22 protein-coding genes and 1 pseudogene are annotated in these 20,091 nt (G+C 62.9%); 13 read left to right on the top strand and 10 right to left on the bottom strand.

The window, feature by feature from the left end:
- The first annotated feature begins 55 nt into the window (after window positions 1–55).
- From IB232_RS07640 to IB232_RS07630, 3 genes are all read left to right on the top strand, one after another.
- Entirely contained in the window at window positions 56–1,363 is a 1,308-nt protein-coding gene (locus IB232_RS07640) for a PQQ-dependent sugar dehydrogenase (RefSeq protein ID WP_192397906.1), read from the top strand.
- A 4-nt stretch (window positions 1,364–1,367) separates the two neighbouring features.
- Window positions 1,368–3,437 (top strand): TonB-dependent receptor, encoded by a 2,070-nt coding sequence (locus IB232_RS07635; RefSeq protein WP_192397905.1) that lies wholly within the window; start codon window positions 1,368–1,370, stop codon window positions 3,435–3,437.
- Window positions 3,438–3,543: 106 nt separating this feature from the next.
- Complete coding sequence (locus IB232_RS07630; RefSeq protein WP_192397904.1) at window positions 3,544–4,614, top strand: SMP-30/gluconolactonase/LRE family protein; 1,071 nt, start codon at window positions 3,544–3,546, stop codon at window positions 4,612–4,614.
- Here IB232_RS07630 and IB232_RS07625 read toward each other — a convergent pair.
- Window positions 4,611–6,539: an ATP-dependent DNA helicase RecQ gene (locus IB232_RS07625; protein WP_192397903.1), complete on the bottom strand. Its 1,929-nt coding sequence runs from the start codon at window positions 6,537–6,539 to the stop codon at window positions 4,611–4,613. The genes IB232_RS07630 and IB232_RS07625 overlap by 4 nt on opposite strands.
- Before the next feature lie 150 nt (window positions 6,540–6,689).
- Between IB232_RS07625 and ppk2 the strand changes: the two genes are divergently transcribed.
- The gene (ppk2, locus tag IB232_RS07620) at window positions 6,690–7,520 is read left to right on the top strand and encodes a polyphosphate kinase 2 (RefSeq protein WP_192397902.1); all 831 of its coding nucleotides are present in this window, start codon (window positions 6,690–6,692) and stop codon (window positions 7,518–7,520) included.
- Window positions 7,521–7,572: 52 nt separating this feature from the next.
- On the opposite strand, the gene IB232_RS07615 is transcribed toward ppk2, so the two are convergent.
- Together IB232_RS07615 and upp are read right to left on the bottom strand one after the other, a co-directional pair.
- Window positions 7,573–8,838 (bottom strand): uracil-xanthine permease family protein, encoded by a 1,266-nt coding sequence (locus IB232_RS07615; protein ID WP_192397901.1) that lies wholly within the window; start codon window positions 8,836–8,838, stop codon window positions 7,573–7,575.
- Between the two features lie 2 nt (window positions 8,839–8,840).
- Window positions 8,841–9,479: a uracil phosphoribosyltransferase gene (gene upp / locus IB232_RS07610; RefSeq protein ID WP_192397900.1), complete on the bottom strand. Its 639-nt coding sequence runs from the start codon at window positions 9,477–9,479 to the stop codon at window positions 8,841–8,843.
- Window positions 9,480–9,752: 273 nt separating this feature from the next.
- On the opposite strand from upp, the gene IB232_RS07605 reads away from it, so the two are divergent.
- The 4 genes from IB232_RS07605 (at window position 9,753) to mqo (ending at window position 13,063) form a co-directional block, all read left to right on the top strand.
- Entirely contained in the window at window positions 9,753–10,310 is a 558-nt protein-coding gene (locus IB232_RS07605) for a hypoxanthine-guanine phosphoribosyltransferase (protein WP_192397899.1), read from the top strand.
- Window positions 10,311–10,805, top strand: a complete 495-nt coding sequence (locus tag IB232_RS07600; RefSeq protein ID WP_192397898.1) for a WbuC family cupin fold metalloprotein — start codon at window positions 10,311–10,313, stop codon at window positions 10,803–10,805.
- A 104-nt stretch (window positions 10,806–10,909) separates the two neighbouring features.
- Window positions 10,910–11,197, top strand: a complete 288-nt coding sequence (locus IB232_RS07595; RefSeq protein WP_192397897.1) for a PA4642 family protein — start codon at window positions 10,910–10,912, stop codon at window positions 11,195–11,197.
- 378 nt (window positions 11,198–11,575) lie between these two features.
- Complete coding sequence (mqo, locus tag IB232_RS07590; protein ID WP_192397896.1) at window positions 11,576–13,063, top strand: malate dehydrogenase (quinone); 1,488 nt, start codon at window positions 11,576–11,578, stop codon at window positions 13,061–13,063.
- Between the two features lie 55 nt (window positions 13,064–13,118).
- Here the strand turns inward: mqo and IB232_RS07585 are convergent, their stop codons facing one another.
- Entirely contained in the window at window positions 13,119–13,352 is a 234-nt protein-coding gene (locus IB232_RS07585; RefSeq protein WP_192397895.1) for a hypothetical protein, read from the bottom strand.
- Between the two features lie 165 nt (window positions 13,353–13,517).
- Here IB232_RS07585 and IB232_RS07580 point away from each other — a divergent pair, with 165 nt between their 5' ends.
- Entirely contained in the window at window positions 13,518–14,105 is a 588-nt protein-coding gene (locus IB232_RS07580) for a YajG family lipoprotein (protein WP_137971200.1), read from the top strand.
- A gap of 66 nt (window positions 14,106–14,171) precedes the next feature.
- Here the strand turns inward: IB232_RS07580 and IB232_RS07575 are convergent, their stop codons facing one another.
- A complete protein-coding gene (locus IB232_RS07575) occupies window positions 14,172–14,378 on the bottom strand; it encodes a hypothetical protein (protein ID WP_137971201.1) in 207 nt (68 codons plus the stop codon).
- 340 nt (window positions 14,379–14,718) lie between these two features.
- Between IB232_RS07575 and IB232_RS07570 the strand changes: the two genes are divergently transcribed.
- Window positions 14,719–15,006, top strand: a complete 288-nt coding sequence (locus IB232_RS07570) for a hypothetical protein (protein WP_192397894.1) — start codon at window positions 14,719–14,721, stop codon at window positions 15,004–15,006.
- 61 nt (window positions 15,007–15,067) lie between these two features.
- Here the strand turns inward: IB232_RS07570 and IB232_RS07565 are convergent, their stop codons facing one another.
- The 5 genes and pseudogenes from IB232_RS07565 to IB232_RS07550 all read right to left on the bottom strand — a co-directional run bounded on the left by IB232_RS07565 (window position 15,068) and on the right by IB232_RS07550 (window position 18,670).
- Window positions 15,068–16,234 (bottom strand): 1-acyl-sn-glycerol-3-phosphate acyltransferase, encoded by a 1,167-nt coding sequence (locus tag IB232_RS07565; RefSeq protein WP_192397893.1) that lies wholly within the window; start codon window positions 16,232–16,234, stop codon window positions 15,068–15,070.
- 193 nt (window positions 16,235–16,427) lie between these two features.
- Complete coding sequence (locus tag IB232_RS07560) at window positions 16,428–16,949, bottom strand: hypothetical protein (protein WP_192397892.1); 522 nt, start codon at window positions 16,947–16,949, stop codon at window positions 16,428–16,430.
- 23 nt (window positions 16,950–16,972) lie between these two features.
- Window positions 16,973–17,166 (bottom strand): annotated as a pseudogene (locus tag IB232_RS23475) (tyrosine-type recombinase/integrase); the annotation flags it as partial.
- Between the two features lie 65 nt (window positions 17,167–17,231).
- On the bottom strand, window positions 17,232–17,984 hold the full coding sequence (locus tag IB232_RS07555) for a HEPN domain-containing protein (protein ID WP_192397891.1): 753 nt from the start codon (window positions 17,982–17,984) through the stop codon (window positions 17,232–17,234).
- Window positions 17,985–18,376: 392 nt separating this feature from the next.
- A complete protein-coding gene (locus IB232_RS07550) occupies window positions 18,377–18,670 on the bottom strand; it encodes a hypothetical protein (RefSeq protein ID WP_192397890.1) in 294 nt (97 codons plus the stop codon).
- Window positions 18,671–18,953: 283 nt separating this feature from the next.
- On the opposite strand from IB232_RS07550, the gene IB232_RS07545 reads away from it, so the two are divergent.
- From IB232_RS07545 to IB232_RS07535, 3 genes are read left to right on the top strand one after another with little or no spacing between them, the layout of a single operon-like run.
- Window positions 18,954–19,136, top strand: coding sequence for a CPXCG motif-containing cysteine-rich protein (locus tag IB232_RS07545; protein ID WP_192397889.1), 183 nt, complete (start codon window positions 18,954–18,956; stop codon window positions 19,134–19,136).
- Complete coding sequence (locus tag IB232_RS07540; RefSeq protein ID WP_043308586.1) at window positions 19,136–19,396, top strand: putative signal transducing protein; 261 nt, start codon at window positions 19,136–19,138, stop codon at window positions 19,394–19,396. The genes IB232_RS07545 and IB232_RS07540 overlap by 1 nt, the downstream gene beginning before the upstream one ends.
- Before the next feature lie 42 nt (window positions 19,397–19,438).
- Entirely contained in the window at window positions 19,439–20,056 is a 618-nt protein-coding gene (locus IB232_RS07535; RefSeq protein ID WP_192397888.1) for an SOS response-associated peptidase, read from the top strand.
- Window positions 20,057–20,091: the final 35 nt, after the last annotated feature.

Genomic DNA, 20,091 nt, shown 5'->3' with positions numbered 1-20,091 from the left:
ATCCCCGCAGCAGGCGGTGGTCAACGCCAGAGCACAACAACAAAGGAAGTACGCCATGCACGCACGTTCACTTCTGCCCGGCCTGCTGGTAGCGGTTTCGCTTGCCGGCTGTAGCGATGGTTCGAACCTGGCGATTGAGCAGGGCTACGGCCCGAAACCGCAACTGCCGGCGCCGAGCGAGGGGCTGCTGCCCACCGTCAATATCGCCCCTGCCGTGGGCTGGCCCGATGGTGGCAAGCCTGTGGCTGCCCCCGGCACGCAGGTCAACGCGTTCGCCTCTGGCCTGGACCATCCGCGCTGGCTGTATGTGCTGCCCAACGGCGATGTGCTGGTGGCCGAGAGCAATGCGCCGGCGCGTGAAAGTAGCGGTCTGAAAGACTGGATCGCCGGCAAGGTGATGGCGAAGGCAGGCGCCGGGGTGCCCAGCGCGGATCGCATCAGCCTGCTGCGCGATGCCGACCACGATGGCGTCGCCGAGATGCGCACCGTGTTCCTCGACCAGCTGCACTCGCCATTCGGCATGGCGCTGGTGGGCGATCAGCTGTATGTGGCCAATGCCGATGCCTTGCTGCGCTTCCCTTATAAGGCCGGCCAGACAAGTATCGAGGCCGACGGCGAAAAGGTCACCGACTTGCCGGCCGGGATCAATCACCACTGGACCAAGAACGTCATCGCCAACCGCGATGGCAGCAAGCTGTACGTCACCGTCGGCTCCAACAGCAATGTCGGCGAGAACGGCATGGAGATCGAGAAGGGGCGTGCGGCGATCTGGGAAGTCGACCCGGCCAACGGCCACAAGCGCCTGTTCGCCAGCGGCCTGCGCAACCCCAACGGCCTGGCCTGGGAGCCGGTGAGCGGCAAGCTGTGGACCTCGGTCAACGAGCGCGACGAGATCGGCGATGACCTGGTGCCGGACTACATCACCTCGGTGCAGGACGGCGGCTTCTATGGCTGGCCCTACAGCTACTTCGGCCAGCATGTCGATGCCCGGGTGCAACCGCAGAAGCCCGAGCTGGTGGCCCAGGCCATCGTTCCCGATTACGCCCTCGGCGCGCACACCGCCTCGCTGGGCATCGCCTTTGCCGACCAGGCAAAGCTGCCACCCTTCAAGGAGGGCATGTTCATCGGTCAGCACGGCTCGTGGAACCGCAAGCCGCACAGCGGTTACAAGGTGATCTTCGTACCCTTCAAGGACGGCAAACCCAGTGGCATGCCGCAGGATGTGCTGAGCGGCTTCCTCGATGGCGAGGAACAGGCCATGGGCCGCCCGGTGGGCGTGGTGGTCGATGACCGGGGCGCGCTACTGGTGGCGGACGATGTCGGCAACCTGATCTGGCGCGTCAGCGCCAAGGCGAGTGAGTAGGCGGGTGTCGCGGCGCCTCCCCGCACTGTTCGCGCTGCTGCTGCCCGGCCCGCTGCTGGCCGGTGAGACCGTGCAGCTCGATCCCTCGGTGATCAGTGGCTCGCGCAGCGCCGAGCGCAGCTTCGACCTGCCGTTCTCGGTCGATAGCCTGGATCGGCGCACCATCAGCGAGGGGCAGCTGGGCATCAATGCCTCCGAGGTGCTGCAGCGGGTGCCGGGGCTGGTGGTGCAGAACCGGCAGAACTACGCCCAGGACCTGCAGGTGTCGTCGCGTGGTTTCGGCTCCCGTGCCACCTTCGGCGTGCGCGGCATCAAGCTGCTGGTTGACGGCATTCCGGCCAGCACGCCGGATGGCCAGGGCCAGCTGGCCACCTTCGATCTCGACAGCGCCGAGCGCATCGAGGTGCTGCGCGGGCCGATGGCAACCCTGTACGGCAGCAACGCGGGCGGCGTGATCCAGCTGTTCTCCCGTGACGGCGAGGGGCCGCCACAGGTGTCTGCCGGTTCGGCCTGGGGCAGCGACCAGCTGAGCCGGCAGCGGCTGAGCGCCGAGGGCGGCACTCAGTGGGGCGGCTTCCTCGTCGACAGCTCACGGCTGGATACCGACGGCTACCGCGACCACAGCGCGGCCCTGCGCGAACAGACCTTCGCCAAGCTCAGCCTGCATCCGGACGACGACACGCGCCTGGCCCTGAGCTTCAGCGACTTCAACCAGCAGAGCGACGATCCGCTGGGGCTGACCTGGGACGCCTACCGGGCCGATCCGCGCTCGGCGCCGGCGGTGGCCGAGCTGTTCGACACACGCAAGAGCATCGATCAGCAGCAGCTGGGCCTGAACGTCGAGCGTCAGTTCGGCGCGGCCAGCCTGCAGGCCACTCTGTATGCGGGAACGCGGCGGGTGGTGCAGTATCAGTCGATTCCCGTCGCCGTGCAGGGCAACCCGAAACAAGCCGGCGGGGTGATCGACTTCGACCGCGAGTTCCACGGCGGCAGCCTGCGCTGGCTGCAACCGGTGGAGGCGTTGCCCGGCGAGTTCGAGTGGGTGCTCGGGCTCGATTACGACCAGAGTGAGGATGACCGTCAGGGCTACGAGAATTTCGTCGGCAGCCAGTTGGGCGTGAAGGGCCAGCTGCGTCGCGACGAGCTCGACCGGGTCACCAGCCTCGATCCCTATCTGCAGGCCAACTGGCGCCTGGGTGATTGGACCCTGCAGGCGGGCGTGCGGCACAACCGCGTCGAGGTGGAGGTCGACGATCACTACCGCAGCAATGGCGACGACAGCGGCAGCCGCACCTACCAGCAGAGCACGCCGGCCTTTGGCGTGCTGTATGCCTTCAGCCCCGAGCTGCACGGCTATTTCAGCGTCGGTCAGGGCTTCGAAACGCCAACCCTGAGCGAACTGGCCTATTCGCCCGCTGCCGGCGGCTTCAACCTGCAGCTCGATGCGGCAACCAGCATCCAGTACGAGCTGGGCCTCAAGGCCCTGCTGGGCGAAGGGGCGCGGCTGAATGCCGCGCTGTTCCAGATCGAGACTGACGACGAACTGGTCGTGGCCGGCTCATCCTCCGGGCGCAGCACCTACCAGAATGCCGCCCAGACCTTGCGCCGTGGCGTCGAGCTGAGTCTGGAACAGCAGTGGGGCGAGCAGTGGCAGGCCAGCTTGGCCTACACCTACCTGCAGGCGACCTACGACCAGCACTTCAGCAGCGCCGGGCGGCAGATCGAGGCGGGCAATCGATTGCCTGGTGTGCCGGCCACGACCCTGTACGGCGAGCTGCTCTGGCGCCCCAGCGACAGGCTATCCACGGCCATCGAGGGCCTGTATCGCAGCAAGGTGTATGTCGAGGACAGCAACCAGCAACGCCCGGCACCGGGCTATGCCGTGTTCAACTGGCGCGTGCGCCATGAGCAGACCTTGCAGCAATGGACCTTCGGCCAGACCCTGCGCCTGGATAACCTGCTGGATCGCGACTACATCGGCTCGGTCATCGTGGCCGAGGGCAATGGCCGCTATTACGAACCGGCGCCGGGGCGTAACTGGTACCTCGGCGCCGATCTCGCCTTCAATTTCTGACGGCCCGATCGGCATGCCTGCAAGGCCAGTGCTTTGGCCTTGCAGGCAAGGCTGTCGGTTGGCCCATGAAAGTAGGCTGCCAACAAGATCAACAGGGATTCTCCTCATGCGTAGAGCGCTGCTATTTCTCGTGCTGGCTGGCTGCTTCTATCTGCTGTTCTGGCCCACAGAGTTGCAGCCGCGGGCCTGGCAGCCCGGCCCGCTGCCCAGGGCCGAAGGCGTGTGGGCACCCAACACACGGCTGGATGGCGCGGTGCTGGAGCAGTCAGGCCTGGACGGCCCGGACACGGTGGTAGTGGATGGCCAGGGTCGCCGCTACAGCGGCATCGGCGATGGGCGCATCCTGCGTTGGGCTGCCGGGGCGGCGGCACAGACCTTTGTCACTCTGGATGGGCGCCCGGTAGGCATGAACTTCGGTCCGGACGGCAGCCTGTACGCGGCCGACGAGGCCAATGCCAAGGTCTGGCGCATCACGCCCGACGGCCAGGCGCAGGTGCTGGTGCAGAGCGCTGCGCAGCAGCGCTTCACCTTCCTCAACGACGTGTTCATGGCCCGCGATGGCCGCCTGTTCTTCACCGAGGCTTCCAGCCGCTGGGGCCTGGCCGACAACAAGCGCTCGCTGCTGGAGCACGGCGGTGACGGTGGCGTTTTCGTGCGTTACCCGGACGGGCGCATCGAACGGGTGATGGACGGCCTGCAGTTCGCCAATGGTGTGGTGCTGAGTCCCGACGAGTCCTACCTGCTGGTGGCGGAAACCGGTGCCTATCGCATCACTCGCCTGTGGATAGGCGGGGCACGGGCCGGCCAGCGCGAGGTGCTGGTGGACAACCTGCCGGGTTTCCCTGGCGACCTGTCCATCGCCCCGGATGGCAGTTACTGGTGCTCGTTCTTCTCGCCACGCAAGGCCGTGCTCGATGCCTTGGGGCCCTGGCCGTTCCTGCGCAAGGTCGCCTCGCGCCTGCCGCCGGCGCTGCTGGCGCGGCCCAGCCGTTATCCGCACGTGTTCCGCTTCGATGGCGAGGGCCGGGTGCTGGAAAGCCTGCAGGCCTCGCCGGGCAGCACACTGCCCAGCTTCAGCAGCGTGGTGCAGGTGGGCAATGAGCTGCTGCTCGGCACGCCCGGCGGGGTAGGGGAGATCGATGCGGATGGGGCCTATCGGGTGAGCCTGTCGCGCTAGGCGTGGCGCTCGGCCCAATCGCGTACCTCGGCGTACGGATAGTCCTCCAGCGCGGCGAAACCGGGAATCTGCCGCGCCTTGAGCTTGGTGAACAGCGGCACGCTGATGCCGCAGAGAAAGCGCGTCAGGCATTCGCTGCTCGGCGCTTCGCCGCTGTATTCCCGATGGCGCTGACTGAAGCTGGCGCACAGGGCGTTCAGGTTCTGCTCGGCCAGTGGGCGCAGCGTCGGTGCTGCAGGCAAGCGGGCGACCTGGCCGTGGCACACCGAGCAATGTCCGCAGCGCTGCGGTGCGTTGCTGTCGCCGAAGTAGGCGGCCAGACGCTGGCTCAGGCACTGGTCGGTGGCGAACAGATCGAGCATGGCGTGGATGCGGCGGATCTCGCTGGCTTCTTGCTGCTTGAAGTAGGCGTGCAGTTCGGCGCTCAGCTGCTGCGCATCGAAGCGCGGGTCGAGCAGCGCGTAGACCTCGGTCATCTGCTTGCTTTCCAGCTCGATCCAGCCGCGCTCCTGGAAGAAGTCCAGCGCCTTGACCACCCGGCCGCGCTCGGCCTGGTGCTGGTTGTACAGGGCGTCGAAATCCACGGTGCACCAGGTGCGCGCCCGGCTGGAGCTGGCGACTATGGCCTCGACGAACTGCCGGCGCTCGCCCTCGAACTTGGCCAGCAGCACCTCGGGCTCGACCAGGTACTTGAAGCGATACTCGGCGAAGTAGGCGTAGCGCGGGGCGATGATGCCGCGCAGCTCCAGCTGCACCAGCAGCGTTTTGAGTGGCAGCTGGCGGATGTTGCTGTGCTCGGAGAGCTGGTTGAGCATCAGCTCCCACTGGCCATCCGCCGCGCTGGCCAGCAACTCGTCGAGCACGCGGCGGATGCCGCCCAGCTCGGGCGTGTCGCCGTAGACGAAGTTCTCCAGCACGTTGAGGCTGTCGCGGTTGGCCAGCACCAGGCAGTCGGACGGCTGGCCGTCGCGCCCGGCGCGGCCGATTTCCTGGCTGTAGTTTTCTATCGACTTGGGCAGGTCGAAGTGCACCACGTTGCGGATGTCGCTCTTGTCGATGCCCATGCCGAAGGCGATGGTGGCGACGATGCAGTTGATCCGCCCATCCATGAACTGGCGCTGGATCGCCTCGCGAGCCTCATGCGGCATGCCGGCGTGGTAGGCGCTGGCGGCGATGCCTCGTTGGCTGAGCTGCTCGGCCACCTGTTCAGAGGTCTTTTGTTGAGTGACGTAGACGATGCTCGGCTCACCGGCCTTGGCGCCCAGCCATTCGACCAGGCGAAGCGGCTTGTCGCGCCCGGCCACCGGCTCCACCAGCAGGTTGAGGTTGGGCCGGTAGAAGCCGGTGGTGACCACATCGTCCGCGGCGATGGCGAACTTCTTCTGCATGTCGGCGATCACCGGCGGCGTTGCCGTGGCGGTGAGCAGCAGCACCTGGGGAATGCCGAACTGGCGCTGGTAGTCGGGTAGCTTGAGGTAGTCGGGACGGAAGTTGTGGCCCCACTCTGAGATGCAGTGTGCCTCGTCGACCACCAGCAGGGAGATCGGCACCTGGCTGATGAAATTGCGGAAGCGCTCGTTCTTCAGGCGCTCGACCGAGATCATCAGGATCTTCAGTTCGCCGCTCTTGGCGCGGGCCATGGTCTCGGCGCTCTGCTCGCGGCTCTGCGCCGAATCGATGCTCGCCGCGCTGATGCCGCGGGCGTGGAGGAAGGCCAGCTGATCCTGCATCAGCGCCAGCAGCGGCGACACCACCAGGGTCAGGTGCGGCAGGTGCAGGGCCGGCAACTGGTAGCACAGCGACTTGCCCGAGCCGGTGGGGAAGATCGCTGCCGCCGAGCGCCCGCCGAGCACGGCATTGACCACGCGCTCCTGGCCGGGACGCAGCTGGGAGAAGCCGAAGACGCGGGAAAGTGTGTCGAACATGGCTGTCATCCGCTGGCGGCTTTGAGTGGCTGCAGACCATAGCGCGCACTGCCACGCACTGCTAGCGGCCGTGGTGTGTGCTCGGCACGTGGCAAGCCTGCGTATGGCGATCTAGGCTCGTCGGAGGTAGTCATCAACAACGGGTTCGACATGAGCAAACAGAAGAAGTCAGCACAGGGAAAGGCCGAGGTCTCCGCCAAGGCAGCGGACGCAAAACTCTCGCGCAAGGACTATGAGGAGCAACTGCACAAGCTGCACGTCGAACTGGTCAAGCTGCAGCAGTGGGTGGTGGCCAGCGGCGCCAAGGTGGTGATCGTGTTCGAGGGGCGAGATGGCGCCGGCAAGGGCGGCACCATCAAGGCGCTGACCGAGCGGGTCAGCCCGCGGGTGTTCCGCGTGGTGGCGCTGCCGGCGCCCACCGAGCGGGAGAAGAGCCAGATGTATATCCAGCGCTACCTGACGCAGATGCCGGCGGCGGGTGAGGTCGTGATCTTCGACCGCAGCTGGTACAACCGCGCCGGGGTGGAGCGGGTGATGGGCTTCTGCAGCGAGAGCCAGGTGCAGAAGTTTCTCGCCCAGGCGCCGATGTTCGAGCGCACTGTGGTGGAGTCGGGCGTCATCCTGCTCAAGTACTGGCTGGAGGTCAGCCCGGAAGAACAGGAGCGGCGCCTGCACGCGCGCATCGACGATGGGCGCAAGACCTGGAAGCTGTCGCCGATGGACATCAAGTCCTTCAACCGCTGGGACGACTACACCCAGGCCCGCGACGAGATGTTCGAGTCCACCGACACGCCCTGGGCGCCCTGGTTCGTGGCGCGTTCGGAAGACAAGAAGCGGGTGAGGCTGAACCTGATCAGCCACCTGCTAGGGCAGATTCCCTACCAGCCGGTGGAACAGCCCAAGGTCAAGCTACCGAAGCGCAAGATTGGCAAGTACAAGGCGGCCAACTATCCGTTCAAGTACATCGCCGAGCCGTTCTAATAGTCCTGCATGAGCTACATGAAAAAGCCCCGCCAGTGCGGGGCTTTTTCATTCAGATCTCCGGATCGATCGGCGGATGCTTGTGCCAAGCGCTGCCGCCCGGCAGCAGCAGATTCAGCGCCAGGGCGCTGATGGCGCACAGGGAGATGCCGGAGAGGGCGAACTCCTTGCCGCCGATGACCATGCCGCCGATGCCGAACACCAGGGTCACCGAGACGATGATCAGGTTGCGCGCCTCGGACAGGTCCACCTGGTGGCGGATCAGGGTGTTCAGGCCAACCACCGCGATGGAGCCGAACAGCAGACAGAGGATGCCGCCCATTACCGGTACCGGGATGGCCTGCAGCGCCGCGCCGAACTTGCCGATGAAGGCCAGGGTGATGGCGAAGATCGCCGCCCAGGTCATCACCTTGGGGTTGAAACTCTTGGTCAGCATCACCGCGCCGGTGACTTCAGCGTAGGTGGTGTTGGGCGGGCCGCCGAACAGGCCGGCGGCCGAGGTGGCCAGGCCGTCGCCGAGCAGAGTGCGGTGCAGGCCCGGTTTGCGCACGAAGTCCTTGCCGGTGACGGTACCGACCGCGATCACCCCGCCGATGTGTTCGATGGCCGGCGCCAGGGCGACCGGCACCATGTACAGGATGGCGCCCAGGTGGAACTCGGGGGCGACGAAGTTGGGCAGGGCCAGCCACGGCGCCGCGGCGATGCCGGCGGTAGCGAACACGCCGAAGAAGGCCGAGAGGGTGCAGCCCACGGCGATGCCGGCGAGGATCGGCACCAGGCGGAACAGCCCGCGGCCCAGCACCGCCACCAGCAGGGTGGTGACCAGCGCGGGCATGGAGATGAACATGGCTGTCTGGTAGGGCACCAGCTCGGCGGCGCCATCGCCGGTCTTGCCCATGGCCATGTTCACCGCGACCGGCGACAGGGCCAGGCCGATGGCGATGATCACCGGTCCGATCACCACCGGCGGCAGGACGCGGTCGATGAAGCCCGGGCCCTTCAGCTTCACGGCCAGGCCGAGGAAGGTGTAGACGAAGCCGGCGGCGACCACGCCGCCGAGCACCGCCGGCAGGCCGAACTCACCCTTGGCGGCGATGATCGGCGCGATGAAGGCGAAGCTCGATGCCAGGAACACCGGCACCTGGCGCCCGGTGGCCAGCTGGAACAGCAGGGTGCCGACGCCGGCGGTGAACAGCGCCACGTTCGGGTCCATGCCGGTGATCAGCGGCATCAGCACCAGCGCGCCGAAGGCGACGAAGAGCATTTGCGCGCCGGACAGCACCTGGCGGTAGAGCGGGTCGTTGAACTGCTGGCTCATGCTCAGGCGTCCTTCTGCTTGGTGCCGAAGATCTTGTCGCCGGCATCACCCAGGCCGGGAATGATATAGCCGTGTTCGTTGAGGCGCTGGTCTATGGAGGCGGTGAAGATGGTCACGTCCGGATGGGCGTCCTCGACCTTCTTGATGCCCTCGGGGGCGGCGACCAGCACCATGGCGCGGATTTCTTTGCAGCCGGCCTTCTTCAGCAGGTCGATGGTGGCGACCATGGAGCCGCCGGTGGCGAGCATCGGGTCGACGATCAGCGCCAGGCGCTCGTCGATTTCCGGCGCCAGCTTCTCCAGGTAGGTGTGCGCCTGAAGAGTCTCTTCGTTACGCGCGATGCCCACCGCGCTGACCTTGGCGCCCGGCACCAGGCTGAGCACGCCGTCGAGCATGCCGATGCCGGCGCGCAGGATCGGCACTACGGTGATCTTCTTGCCGGCGATCTTCTCCACCTGCACCGGCCCGGCCCAGCCCTGGATTTCGTAGTTTTCCAGCGGCAGGTCGTTGGTTGCCTCATAGGTGAGCAGGGCGCCCACTTCCTGGGCCAGTTCGCGGAAGTTCTTGGTGCTGATGTCGGCGCGGCGCATCAGACCGATCTTGTGGCGGATCAGCGGATGGCGGATCTCACGAATGGGCATGCAGGGGTCTCCGGGGCGGGCAAAAAATTCTGGCTAGAGTAAAGCACTGGTAATGCCGTCTAGAAGCCGCGCAGTTTAACGGTTTAGCTGTTCGATTGGTCAGAAAATATGCTGCCGGACTTGCCCTCCTGCGCCCATCTGAGTACCTTTGCCGGCCATTTTTTATGACCTACCATCCTTGGCGGTCGCCCTTCGGGCCGTCGCTGGCGCGACGTGAAAAATTGCTCCCGGCAATTTTTTACCAGCCCTCTTTCTACTTATCCGGAGCACGCCATGTCCGCCGATCTCGCCCACATCCGCCAAGTCATGGCTGAAGCCGATTGCCTGTTCAACGAGGCCCAAGTGGAGGCCGCCATCGACCAGGTGGCCGCGGCCATCAACGGCGAACTGGCCGAGCGCAACCCGGTGGTGTTCTGTGTGATGAACGGCGGCCTGATCTTCGCCGGCAAGCTGCTGCCCAAGCTGGGCTTCCCGCTGGAGCTGTCCTACCTGCACGCCACCCGCTACCGCAGCGAGACTACCGGCGGAGAGCTGTTCTGGAAGGCCAAGCCGGAAATCTCCTTCATCGACCGCGAAGTGCTGATCATCGATGACATCCTCGACGAGGGGCACACCCTCTCGGCCATCATCGAGTTCTGCAAGCACGCCGGCGCCAGCGCCGTGCACACCGCCGTACTGATCGACAAGACCCACGACCGCAAGGCCCGCCCGGACCTCAAGGCCGATTACGTCGGCCTGCCGTGCGAGGACCGCTTCATCTTCGGCTACGGCATGGACTACAAGGGCTACTGGCGCAACGCCGCGGGCATCTACGCGGTAAAAGGCCTGTAAGTGCGCGTGCCGGTCTTTCTCGATCGTGCCCTGTTCGCCGAGCTGGCGGGCAAGGCGGCCGAGGCCCCACGCCGGCGCGCCCACCACAACCTGCATGACATGAGCGAGCCCTGCCATCGCCTGGCGGTGGGGCTGCAGCCCGATACCTATATTCCTCCCCATCGTCATCTCTGCGCCGACAAGGCCGAGACCCTGCTGGTGTTGCAGGGGCGCATCGGCCTGCTGCTGTTCACCGAGGATGGCGGTCTGCAGCAGACCCGCCTGCTCGAAGCCGGCGGCGACTGTCAGGGCGTCGATCTCGCCCCTGGCCAGTTCCACGCCCTGGTTGTGCTGAGCGCCGACAGCATCCTCTTCGAGTGCAAGGCCGGGCCCTATCGCCCGTTGGTTGAGGCCGAGCAGGCCGCCTGGGCGCCGCGCGAGGGCGAGCCAGGGGTAGTCGATTACCTGGCCTGGATGCGTGCGCAGTTCCAGCCGCTCGGCGACTCACCGGTCTAGTCGCGGTCCGCGGGACTCCCGTCTGCAGTCTTTAGTCGCGTTGAGCGGCGCACGGGGCAAGGGTAAACTGCCGGCCCCCGTGATGCCCGCTGCTGGAGTGCGTGATGCGTAAAGACAAGAAACAGGTGATTGGCGAAGAGATCAGCGACGACTCGATCAAGCTGTTCCTCGACGTCGAGCCGGCGGATGACACCCCGCCGTCCCTGCACAAGCTGGTCAAGGCCTACCGCGGCCTGCGCATCGACGACTTCGAGAAATTCCTGACCTTCTTCAAGGCTGCCGGCTACGACCTCGACGCCAAGGACGCCCAGGGCCAGGATTTCATCGCCCTGATTCAGGATCAGCGCCTGGCCGAGCCCTATGTGGAAGCCGTTAAAGCGGCAAAAGCCTGACAGCCGTAGAAAAAATGACCGTCCGCCGGGGTTCGTGCATTTTTTGCGACTGAGCCCGCGGCAATAGTGGTATTGTGCGCGCCGTAAATCTCCCGAGCCGGCGCGGCAGCTGGTCTGGCGCGTGTCTTGCGCGCTCCGCTGAAGGTCGTTGCAGAGCGTTAGAGCTCTGCCGGGAAGTGAAGAATTGAACGCGCGGATCGCCCACAGGCGGTGCGCGCCGGACGAGGTTGCTCGGGATCGGTCAGGCCAAATCATCGGCCACGGTGCGAGCCCTCCGAAGCTCCAGACACCCGTCTGGCTGCCAGTGATTAGACGTCGGTGCGCGGCTCAAAAGGCCGATGTCAGCGGCTTGGTACTGCAGATCTTGGAGAAGCGTTAATGACGCAAGTCAATCACGAAACTGTGGATGTGCTGCTGGTCGGGGCCGGCATCATGAGCGCCACCCTGGCGGTGCTGCTCAAGGAGCTGGACCCCACCCTCAAGCTGGAGATCGCCGAACTGCGTTCCTCCGGCGCCATCGAAAGCTCCAACCCGTGGAACAACGCGGGTACCGGCCACGCCGGCCTCTGTGAGCTGAACTACACGCCGCAGGCGGCGGATGGTTCGGTGGACATCAAGAAGGCGGTGCAAATCAACACCCAGTTCGAGGTTTCCAAGCAGTTCTGGTCGTACCTGTGCGGCAAGAGCGCCTTCGGCTCGCCGAAGAACTTCATCAATCCAGTGCCGCACCTGAGCTTCGTACGCGGCGAGAAGGATGTCGTCTTCCTCAAGACCCGCCATGCCGCGCTGACCCAGCACCATGCGTTCGCCAGCATGGAGTACACCGAAGACAAGGCCGCCATGGCCGAGTGGATGCCGCTGATGATGCAGGGCCGCGATGCCAACGAGCGCATCGCCGCGACCCGCTCGCTGAACGGCACCGACGTCAACTTCGGCGCCCTGACCAACCAGCTGCTGCAATACCTGGCCCAGCAGGGTGGTACCACCGTCAGCTACAGCCAGAAAGTCACCGGCCTCAAGCGCACTGCCGACGGCTGGAGTGCCGAGGTCAAGAACACCAAGAGCGGCGAGCAGCGCGAGATCAAGGCCAAGTTCGTGTTCCTCGGCGCCGGTGGCGGCGCACTGCCGCTGCTGCAGATGTCCGGCATTCCGGAAGGCAAGGGCTTCGGCGGCTTCCCGGTGAGCGGCCAGTGGCTGCGTTGCGACAACCCGGAAGTGGTCAAGCAGCACCAGGCCAAGGTCTACAGCCAGGCCGAAGTGGGCGCACCGCCCATGTCCGTGCCGCACCTGGACACCCGCGTGGTAGACGGCAAGACCTCGCTGCTGTTCGGCCCCTACGCCGGCTTCACCACCAAGTTCCTCAAGTACGGCTCGTTCCTCGACCTGCCGCTGTCGGTACGTCCGAGCAACATCGGCCCGATGCTCGCCGTGGCTCGCGACAACTTCGACCTGACCCGCTACCTGATCAAGGAAGTGCTGCAGTCGCCGGAACAACGCCTGGAATCGCTGCGCAAGTTCTACCCGAACCTGAATCCGGCCGACTGGCGCCTCGAGATCGCCGGCCAGCGCGTGCAGATCATCAAGAAGGACGCCAAGAAGGGCGGCATCCTGCAGTTCGGTACCGAACTGGTAGCGGCCGAGGACGGCACCATCGCAGCCCTGCTGGGCGCCTCGCCGGGTGCTTCGGTCACCGTATCGATCATGCTCAACCTGATCGAGCGCTGTTTCGCCGCACAGGCCGGTAGCGATGCCTGGGCTGCCAAGCTCAAGGAGATCTTCCCGGCCCGCGAGAAGGTGCTGGAAGAAGATGCCGCGCTGTACCGGTCGGTCAGTGAGCAGAGCGACAAGGCCCTGCAGCTCGCCTGATGCTGTAGCGCTAACGAAAAAGCCGCCCCTCGGGCGGCTTTTTTCATGCCTGGGATCAGGCGGCGAGGGCAGGGCGCGGGCGCATGCCGATGTGTCGCGGCGCGACCATGGCCTCCAGCGGTAGCATCTGGCCCAGCCACTGATTGCGCAGTTCGCGCACTTCCACCCAGCCGGCCTCGGCTGGCATTTCGCGTGCCTTGCGCAAGGCGCGGCAGGTGCCAGTGGCATCCAGCAGCGCGAACCGGCGCATCCTGGCGCGCGGGGTAAGCAGGGACCATAGACTCATCATCGAGCGATTCTCCTTCGGGTGCCGGAGTCTTATCGCATGTGGCGGTGACAGGGCGATGACAGGAACCGCCCGGCCTCGGCGGCGGTCTGAAACACAGCTGTCGGCCCAGCGGAGCGGTGGGTATACTGCCGGCCATTTTCCGCAGCCACCTTCTGGAGATCGCTCATGAAGAAACACCTGTTGTTCGGTCTGCTAGGCGCTCTCGGCGTCGCCCTCGTCGGCTGCGCCCACAGCCCGCAGCAGCTGCGCCCGCAGCCCAAACTCAACGCCGCGCTGGTGGCCGTCGGCCAGGGCCAGCCGGTCGTGGTGCGCGTTGCGGACGGTCGCCCGTCGCCGGTACTCGGCACTCGTGGCGGCCTGTATCCGGAAACCAGCGCCATCAGCGTGCAAGGCCAGGACATCCTGCCGCGCCTGCAGGCCGAGGCCGAGGCGGCCGTCCGCCTGCTCGGCTTCACGCCGAGCCAGAACGCCTACAACGCGCCGCAGCTGACCCTGACCCTGGCCGAGCTGAAGTACCAGTCGCCGAAGGAAGGCATGTACGTCACCGAGGCCGACATCAGCGCCACCTTCCGCGCCGATGTGCAGAACAGCGCCCGTCGCTACAGCGGCCGCTACGGTGCCTCGCTGAACCAGCGCTTCGGTATGGCGCCGAACCAGGAAACCAACACCAAGCTGATCAGCGACGTACTCAGCGACGCCCTGACCCGTACCTTCAAGGACCCGACCATCGGCCAGATGCTCGGCCAGCAATAAGGCACTCTGCGCAACGAAAAAGCCCGGCAATGCCGGGCTTTTTCATGTTCGGGTCAGGCCGTCTGGTCAGGCCGCTTCGGCATACAGCTCCGGCAGGCTGAAGCCGGTGCGTTCGTCGATGTCAGGCAGATCGTAGTGCTCGTGGCCGCCGAGGGCGCAATACACCAGCCAGTGGTAGTCCTGCACATTGAAGGAGAGTTCATCTACCACGGCTTCCACTTCGTCCAGCGAGTCGATGAGATAGTCGCGATCAACAGGTTGCGGGTTGAGCATGGCGGGTCCTCCGCTGTTATGGATTTCGCTCCGTCACCACTGTGACTGGATGGTCACGGATGGAGAAACAAACCCTAGGCCAGTTCGATGACCGTTTTCAGACAATTTGGTGATAAGCACCAACGTTCGTCGGAACGTAGTTCATAACCAGACGGGTTCCAGTAGACTGCCGCCCGCCAAATGCGGGCCCTGTAGCCTTGCCGACGACGGCTTCGCCTGTTTCTGGTGCTCCGACGAATGGCCACGAGGCTCACGCCAGAGCCGGGCGAGCCACCTTGCCCGCTTCTGGTGCCTGTATCTCCTGCCGATGGTGCATCTTTCTCCTGCTGAGGTGATTCGCGTGTCCCTGCAGTACCTCTGGACCCTGTTCTCGACCTATCCCGGGCAAGTGCTCAACGGCCTGGCGCTATTCTTTGCCTTCGCCGGCAGCTGGCTGCTGTTGGCCACCCGTCTGCGTGAGCAGCGTGCGGTTGCCCACCTGGCGGCCGACAGCGAACTGGACGAGATCGACGGGGAGACCTCGTTGCTGGACGAGCCGACCCAGCGTATCAACCGCTTCTTCTACGGTTTTGGTGGCGCCGCTCTGGGTGCGGCGCTGGTGCTGTCGTGGATTAGCACCGGTTTTTGAAACCCTTCCGCGTAAACAAAAACGGCAGCCTGATGGCTGCCGTTTTGCTTCGGAGACTCGCTTACAGCGGCAAACCAGCCTTGATCCGGTACTGGTTGCGCACCGGCGTGGCGTACTGGCGGATAAGCCAGGGGCGCTGCTCGGCGGGGCAGGCATCCAGGCGGCGCTGCCATTCGGCGCGGGCCTTGGCCAGCTCGGCAGCGGGGAACAGCTGCTCGGCCGCAGGCACCTGCAAGTCGGCATCGCGCTCGTCCCACTGGGCGTAGGCCAGGTAGTGCACCGGGAACAGCCGGTAGCCGCCGAGGATATGTTGATCAATCAGTGCCGCCAGCTGCTTGGCATCCTCGAAGCCTGTGCGCACCGGCTCGCCGAACTGCACATGCACGCGGCCCTTGTAGCCGGTAATGCCCAGGGCAATGCTGGCATCGTCCTCGCCTGGCGCCTTCTCGTAGCTGCCGGTGCTGGCGCGCAGTTGCAGTTCACGGGCCTTGGCCTGGTCGCAGGGGTCGTACTCGTAACTGATCGACACCGGCACCAGGTTCAGTGCGGCCAGGGCCTCGGCGAACGGCTCGTCCTTGCGGCTCATGTGGAACATCTTGAGGATCGCCGAATCGGTACGGTCGTCGCCGTCCTTGGCCCGGCCCTCGGCCTGGGCGATCCAGATCGACTGGCCTTCCTCGCGAATCGAATGATTGATGTACGCCGACAGCAGCTGGAAGGCCGCCAGCTTCTCGCGCCGACCGGTCACGCTGCGGTGCACGATGAAGCTCTTGTTCAGACGCATCAGGTCGCTGACGAAGGGGCGCTGCAGCAGGTTGTCGCCGATGGCGATGCGCGGCGTCGGCAGCTCGGCATGGAACACCGCGTAGTTGACGAAGGCCGGGTCCATCACGATATCGCGATGGTTGGCCAGGAACAGATAAGGCGTGCCCGCCTGCAGCCGTTCCAGCCCGGCGAAGCTAATGCCATCGGTGGCGCGCTCCACGGTACGGTCGATATACGGCTCGATGCGCGCCTGCAGGGCATCCACCGAATCGATGCCGGCCGTCTCGTGGCGCAGGCGATAGGCAATGAGCGGCTTGAGCAGCCAGCCAAATGGCCCGGCGAGGCGCGGGAAGCGAAAGCGGGTAAGAGCGCCGAGAAAGGTGTCGTCGCTCAGCAAGCGTGCCAGCACGGCAGGGACTTCGTGGTCGGCGTAGGGTCGGATGGAATCGAATTCGCCCATCATGTTCTCGTGGTTAGGCTGCTCGGAATGCCCGTGCGCGGGCCTGCAATAGACCGGCGATTATAACGGCAAGTCACATGGAGGCGGCGAAAGGCCCGAGTGCCGGACTCGTTAGGCGTGATCGAGTCATCGATTGACTATCTAATGCCTACACAATGACTACTGGCCCCGCCTCCCTGTGATTCATCGCGCAGGGCTAAACGGGTTGCGGGGACTCTTTTACAAGCTTGGCAGGAAGCGGCTTTATGCGGTTGGCAATGATAAAAGAGAGATACAGCGCTAAGAAATACCAGCCGTAAATCCACAGATCAGCCCAGATGGCCAAGCCAATGTTCTTCTGCATTATCGCCAGTTGCTCGGCATAGGTGCTGGCAGCGTCAGATGCCTGAAGATAGCCCATAACAAAATCGGCCAAGGGCAGCCAAAGTGCCGAATAGCAAAAGACACGCTTGAATCTGAGCTTTCGGACCATCACCCCTGCTACAGCACCAATCACAACGCTGTAAGCAAAAGCGCGAAGGGGAATGGCGATCAACATACCTCCCTCACTACCATGCATAGATAGAGCAAGCTTTCCGAGCGGTGACTCCAGGATGAACATGAATAGGTGTGTCATGGGCAGCACGCCAGGCAGGATGAAGCCCGTTTTAACTGCAGCCGCCAATGCCGCACCCAGGAGCGCCGCGCCAAGGAAAGATAGAAAGGTTCTGTAATGCATATGAGCGCCATCCATGTCGTAGCTCAGCGATTTCCGCTAGACGAGAGTGATAGGGTATTGAGAGATGAGGCCTTATCCAAGTGCTCAGGCGCAAGATGCGCATAGATCATCGTGGTGGTGATATCGGCGTGGCCGAGATGTCTTTGAGGGTACGAAGGTCACCGCCCGCCATGACGAAGTGAGAGGCGAAGGTATGGCGCAGGATATGGGTGAGCTGAATTACTTGGAAAGAGTCAGTAGATGCAGGGCGACAAAAAAAAGAGTCAGTTCGCAGCCAAAATTCTAAAGGGGATCAGCTATTTCTTGATCTAATGCGCTAACAAATTTTTCAATTTTCTCTAGCGCGTTATCGACAAAAGAAAAGGTGATTTCTATTTGTGCGCCATCTTTGTTCTTTCCATTTCGATGAACTACGTCGTGGCGGATGCTTGTAATGAGGCACACATCCGCAGATGCTACATTGATTTTTCTGTCTAATATTCCGCTCAGTGTGTTTAAGGCTTTAGGAATGTTGTGAAATAAATTATCCGACATCTTGTTTATTACAAATTTTTTTATTCCATCGGCCTCAAGTGCGATTTCGCTTAATTTAAATGTGGAGTCTGAGAACGGCTTGACGTTTTTTATTGTGTTTGAAAGATAGGTATTGCTGGAAAGTATCAGGGATTTGGTGGCGTCTTCCAGGTATACTTCTAGAATTGTTACTGCATGAGCAAAAACCATTTTTAAGAAGGTTTGGTTGTATGTCATGTTGCTAATGCTATTGAGCATGACCTTAAGTTCTAATATGTCTCTATAGAATGTCGCGTCAGCCTCTTTCGAATTCATGAATAAGTAATATTCATATTCTTCTCGTGAGAGATCATCTTCGTGCTGTTGCTGCATGTTGTCGCAGTATTCCTCATAAGCGCGTGCGGCTTCGCTCCATTCTTTTGACCCTTCTTCTATTGCGCCTTCGCCGTAGTTTTCGTCAATCCATTCGTGCATGTCTTGCAGTGCTTCACGAGTCATCCAGTCTTCTTTGGATCTTCCCATTACTGTTTTCCTGATCGGAATGGTCTGTTGTTTTAAATGAATTATGAGCTGCCATTTATAGTGAATGAGACTGCATCGTTTGTGCAGTCTCTTGGTGTTATTGGTGTATGTTAAAGCCCATTTTCTTTGCGAGCTTTTCTAACAAGCTAGGTACGTTGAAGTAGTCAGTTGTACCTACAACTGCGCCACAGCTTGTGCATTGAATGAACATTATCTTGTATGCAGCGTTGCGGACGCTTCCATTTTCCTTCATTTCAAAAGTGGTGCCGGTGCATTTAGGGCAAGTGGAAGTGGCCATTGGTGCGCCTCATATTAGTTGATTGTCTAGTGCTTTTACTGGTGTGGTATTTCAGTGGCTTGCATCATTTTATGGTGATTGAATGAATGGACACTCATCGGCAATATGCATATGCCTGTGCTATTTTTTGTGCGCCTGGCGATGGGTTACCTGAGTTCATCGCATCTACATCTTCAGCAGTGAGGCTGTTCGCTGCGTTTTCCGAAGTGCAATCGCAGTACTGATGGATTACCGCCAGCGGTACGTCACCATTTTCTGGGGCGTTAATTTGAGATTTTAGGCAGCCATCCTTAATTTCTTGGATGACTGAAAATCTATCCTGAGTAGGAATAGGTGTGGCATTAAGTGTCGTGGATAATACTATTAATAATAGTGGGTACTTTTGCATAGTGGCTTCCCTGTCAACTTGGATGGTGGAGAGAGTTTCGGCCTTAACAGAACGACTATTGTGCAGCTAACACCATATAAAGAAGCACATGGGGTGGCATCGTGCCACTGCGTTGTCAAAGGAAGACGAGCTAGCATCAAGAGGGATGACTACAGCGGATTAAATTCCTTGAGTCATTGTTAGGTTTTCTGGGGTTTTGGATTCATAAGGCGTTGAAAATTGAGAGATTTTTAGACTTTATGGCGGCCAAGGCCCCATAACGGCAAGTCATTTGGAGGCCGCAATGCTGGAATCACAGCTGTACCAGTGCCCCTATTGCTGGGAACAGGCCGAGGCCTTGCTCGACCTCTCCGCCGGGGACCAGGAGTATGTCGAGGATTGCCCGGTGTGTTGCCGGCCGATTGTTTTCGACCTGCGCACCGATGGTGAGGAATGGTCGCTGGATGTGCGCACGGAGAACGACTGATGCAGCGAATCTACGAGCCGCAGGATTTGCTAGAAGCCGAGCTGCTGGTCGGAGTGCTGGCCAGCGAGGGGGTGGAGGCGCATCTGGCCGGGCGGCATTTGCTCGGTGCGGTGGGGGAGCTGCCGGCGCTGGGCCTGCTGGGGCTGCTGGTGGAGGACGACGATGCTGAGCACGCGCGTCGGCTGATCGCCGCGTACAATGCCGCCGCGCCACTGCCGGGTGAAGAGCCCGAGGGTTTTCCCGGCGTGCTGCTCTGCTGACTGTTCCGTCGCCTTCTTCTGTTACTGGAAACACCGCTACCCATGAGTGGACGCTACGCCCTGTTTCGTTGGCCCCAGGCCGTGTCGAGCCTGCCGGGCTTTCCCGAAAGCTTTCCGCAGCGCTGGAATCTGTCGCCCGGCGCTCAGGTGCTGTTCATTCATCAGCCTGAAGGTGAGCTGCAGGCGGCGGCCGGGCGCTGGGGGCTGACGCCGGCCTGGCTCGATGACTTCAGCAAGGCGCCGGCCCATGCTCGCGCCGAGACGCTGGCCGAGCAGCCGATGTTCCGCGAGGCCTTCCGTCAGCGTCGCTGCCTGCTGCCGGCCAACGGCTTCTATGAATGGCGCGGGCAGGCCAACCACAAGCGTCCGTACTGGATGAGCAGCGAAGGGCTACTGTACTTCGCCGGTCTGTGGGAGGCCTACCCGACGGCGGGGCAAACCTACCTCAGCGTGGCGATGGTCACCTCGCCGGCCAATTACCTGCGCCGCCCGGTGTTGCTCGACCAGGCCGCTACCCGTGTCTGGCTCGATCCGCAGGCATCGATCGAGCAGCTGCAGGCAGTGTTGGTGGCGCCGCAGCCGCAGCTGCGCGAGCGGGGGCTGAGTACGCTGATCAACGATCCTGCCTTCGAGGGGCCGGAGTGTCTTACTCCGGGTTAGGCGGGATCGGCACCAGGGAGTGGATGGTGGACTGT

This window comes from Pseudomonas sp. PDM15 (genome assembly GCF_014851565.1).
Classification (GTDB): Bacteria; Pseudomonadota; Gammaproteobacteria; order Pseudomonadales; family Pseudomonadaceae; genus Aquipseudomonas.
This window is presented reverse-complemented; position numbering and strand designations above follow the sequence as displayed.

Coding starts and splice junctions, on each gene's coding strand:
- IB232_RS07595 (WP_192397897.1), top strand. CDS start 10,910: ATGCGTAAAGACAAGAAACAGGTGATTGGCGAAGAGATCAGCGACGAC.
- IB232_RS07625 (WP_192397903.1), bottom strand. CDS start 6,539: ATGTTCGACACACTTTCCCGCGTCTTCGGCTTCTCCCAGCTGCGTCCC.
- IB232_RS07560 (WP_192397892.1), bottom strand. CDS start 16,949: ATGCATTACAGAACCTTTCTATCTTTCCTTGGCGCGGCGCTCCTGGGT.
- IB232_RS07545 (WP_192397889.1), top strand. CDS start 18,954: ATGCTGGAATCACAGCTGTACCAGTGCCCCTATTGCTGGGAACAGGCC.
- ppk2 (WP_192397902.1), top strand. CDS start 6,690: ATGAGCAAACAGAAGAAGTCAGCACAGGGAAAGGCCGAGGTCTCCGCC.
- IB232_RS07630 (WP_192397904.1), top strand. CDS start 3,544: ATGCGTAGAGCGCTGCTATTTCTCGTGCTGGCTGGCTGCTTCTATCTG.
- IB232_RS07615 (WP_192397901.1), bottom strand. CDS start 8,838: ATGAGCCAGCAGTTCAACGACCCGCTCTACCGCCAGGTGCTGTCCGGC.
- upp (WP_192397900.1), bottom strand. CDS start 9,479: ATGCCCATTCGTGAGATCCGCCATCCGCTGATCCGCCACAAGATCGGT.
- IB232_RS07605 (WP_192397899.1), top strand. CDS start 9,753: ATGTCCGCCGATCTCGCCCACATCCGCCAAGTCATGGCTGAAGCCGAT.
- IB232_RS07555 (WP_192397891.1), bottom strand. CDS start 17,984: ATGGGAAGATCCAAAGAAGACTGGATGACTCGTGAAGCACTGCAAGAC.
- IB232_RS07565 (WP_192397893.1), bottom strand. CDS start 16,234: ATGATGGGCGAATTCGATTCCATCCGACCCTACGCCGACCACGAAGTC.
- IB232_RS07640 (WP_192397906.1), top strand. CDS start 56: ATGCACGCACGTTCACTTCTGCCCGGCCTGCTGGTAGCGGTTTCGCTT.
- IB232_RS07550 (WP_192397890.1), bottom strand. CDS start 18,670: ATGCAAAAGTACCCACTATTATTAATAGTATTATCCACGACACTTAAT.
- IB232_RS07580 (WP_137971200.1), top strand. CDS start 13,518: ATGAAGAAACACCTGTTGTTCGGTCTGCTAGGCGCTCTCGGCGTCGCC.
- IB232_RS07535 (WP_192397888.1), top strand. CDS start 19,439: ATGAGTGGACGCTACGCCCTGTTTCGTTGGCCCCAGGCCGTGTCGAGC.
- IB232_RS07585 (WP_192397895.1), bottom strand. CDS start 13,352: ATGATGAGTCTATGGTCCCTGCTTACCCCGCGCGCCAGGATGCGCCGG.
- mqo (WP_192397896.1), top strand. CDS start 11,576: ATGACGCAAGTCAATCACGAAACTGTGGATGTGCTGCTGGTCGGGGCC.
- IB232_RS07540 (WP_043308586.1), top strand. CDS start 19,136: ATGCAGCGAATCTACGAGCCGCAGGATTTGCTAGAAGCCGAGCTGCTG.
- IB232_RS07575 (WP_137971201.1), bottom strand. CDS start 14,378: ATGCTCAACCCGCAACCTGTTGATCGCGACTATCTCATCGACTCGCTG.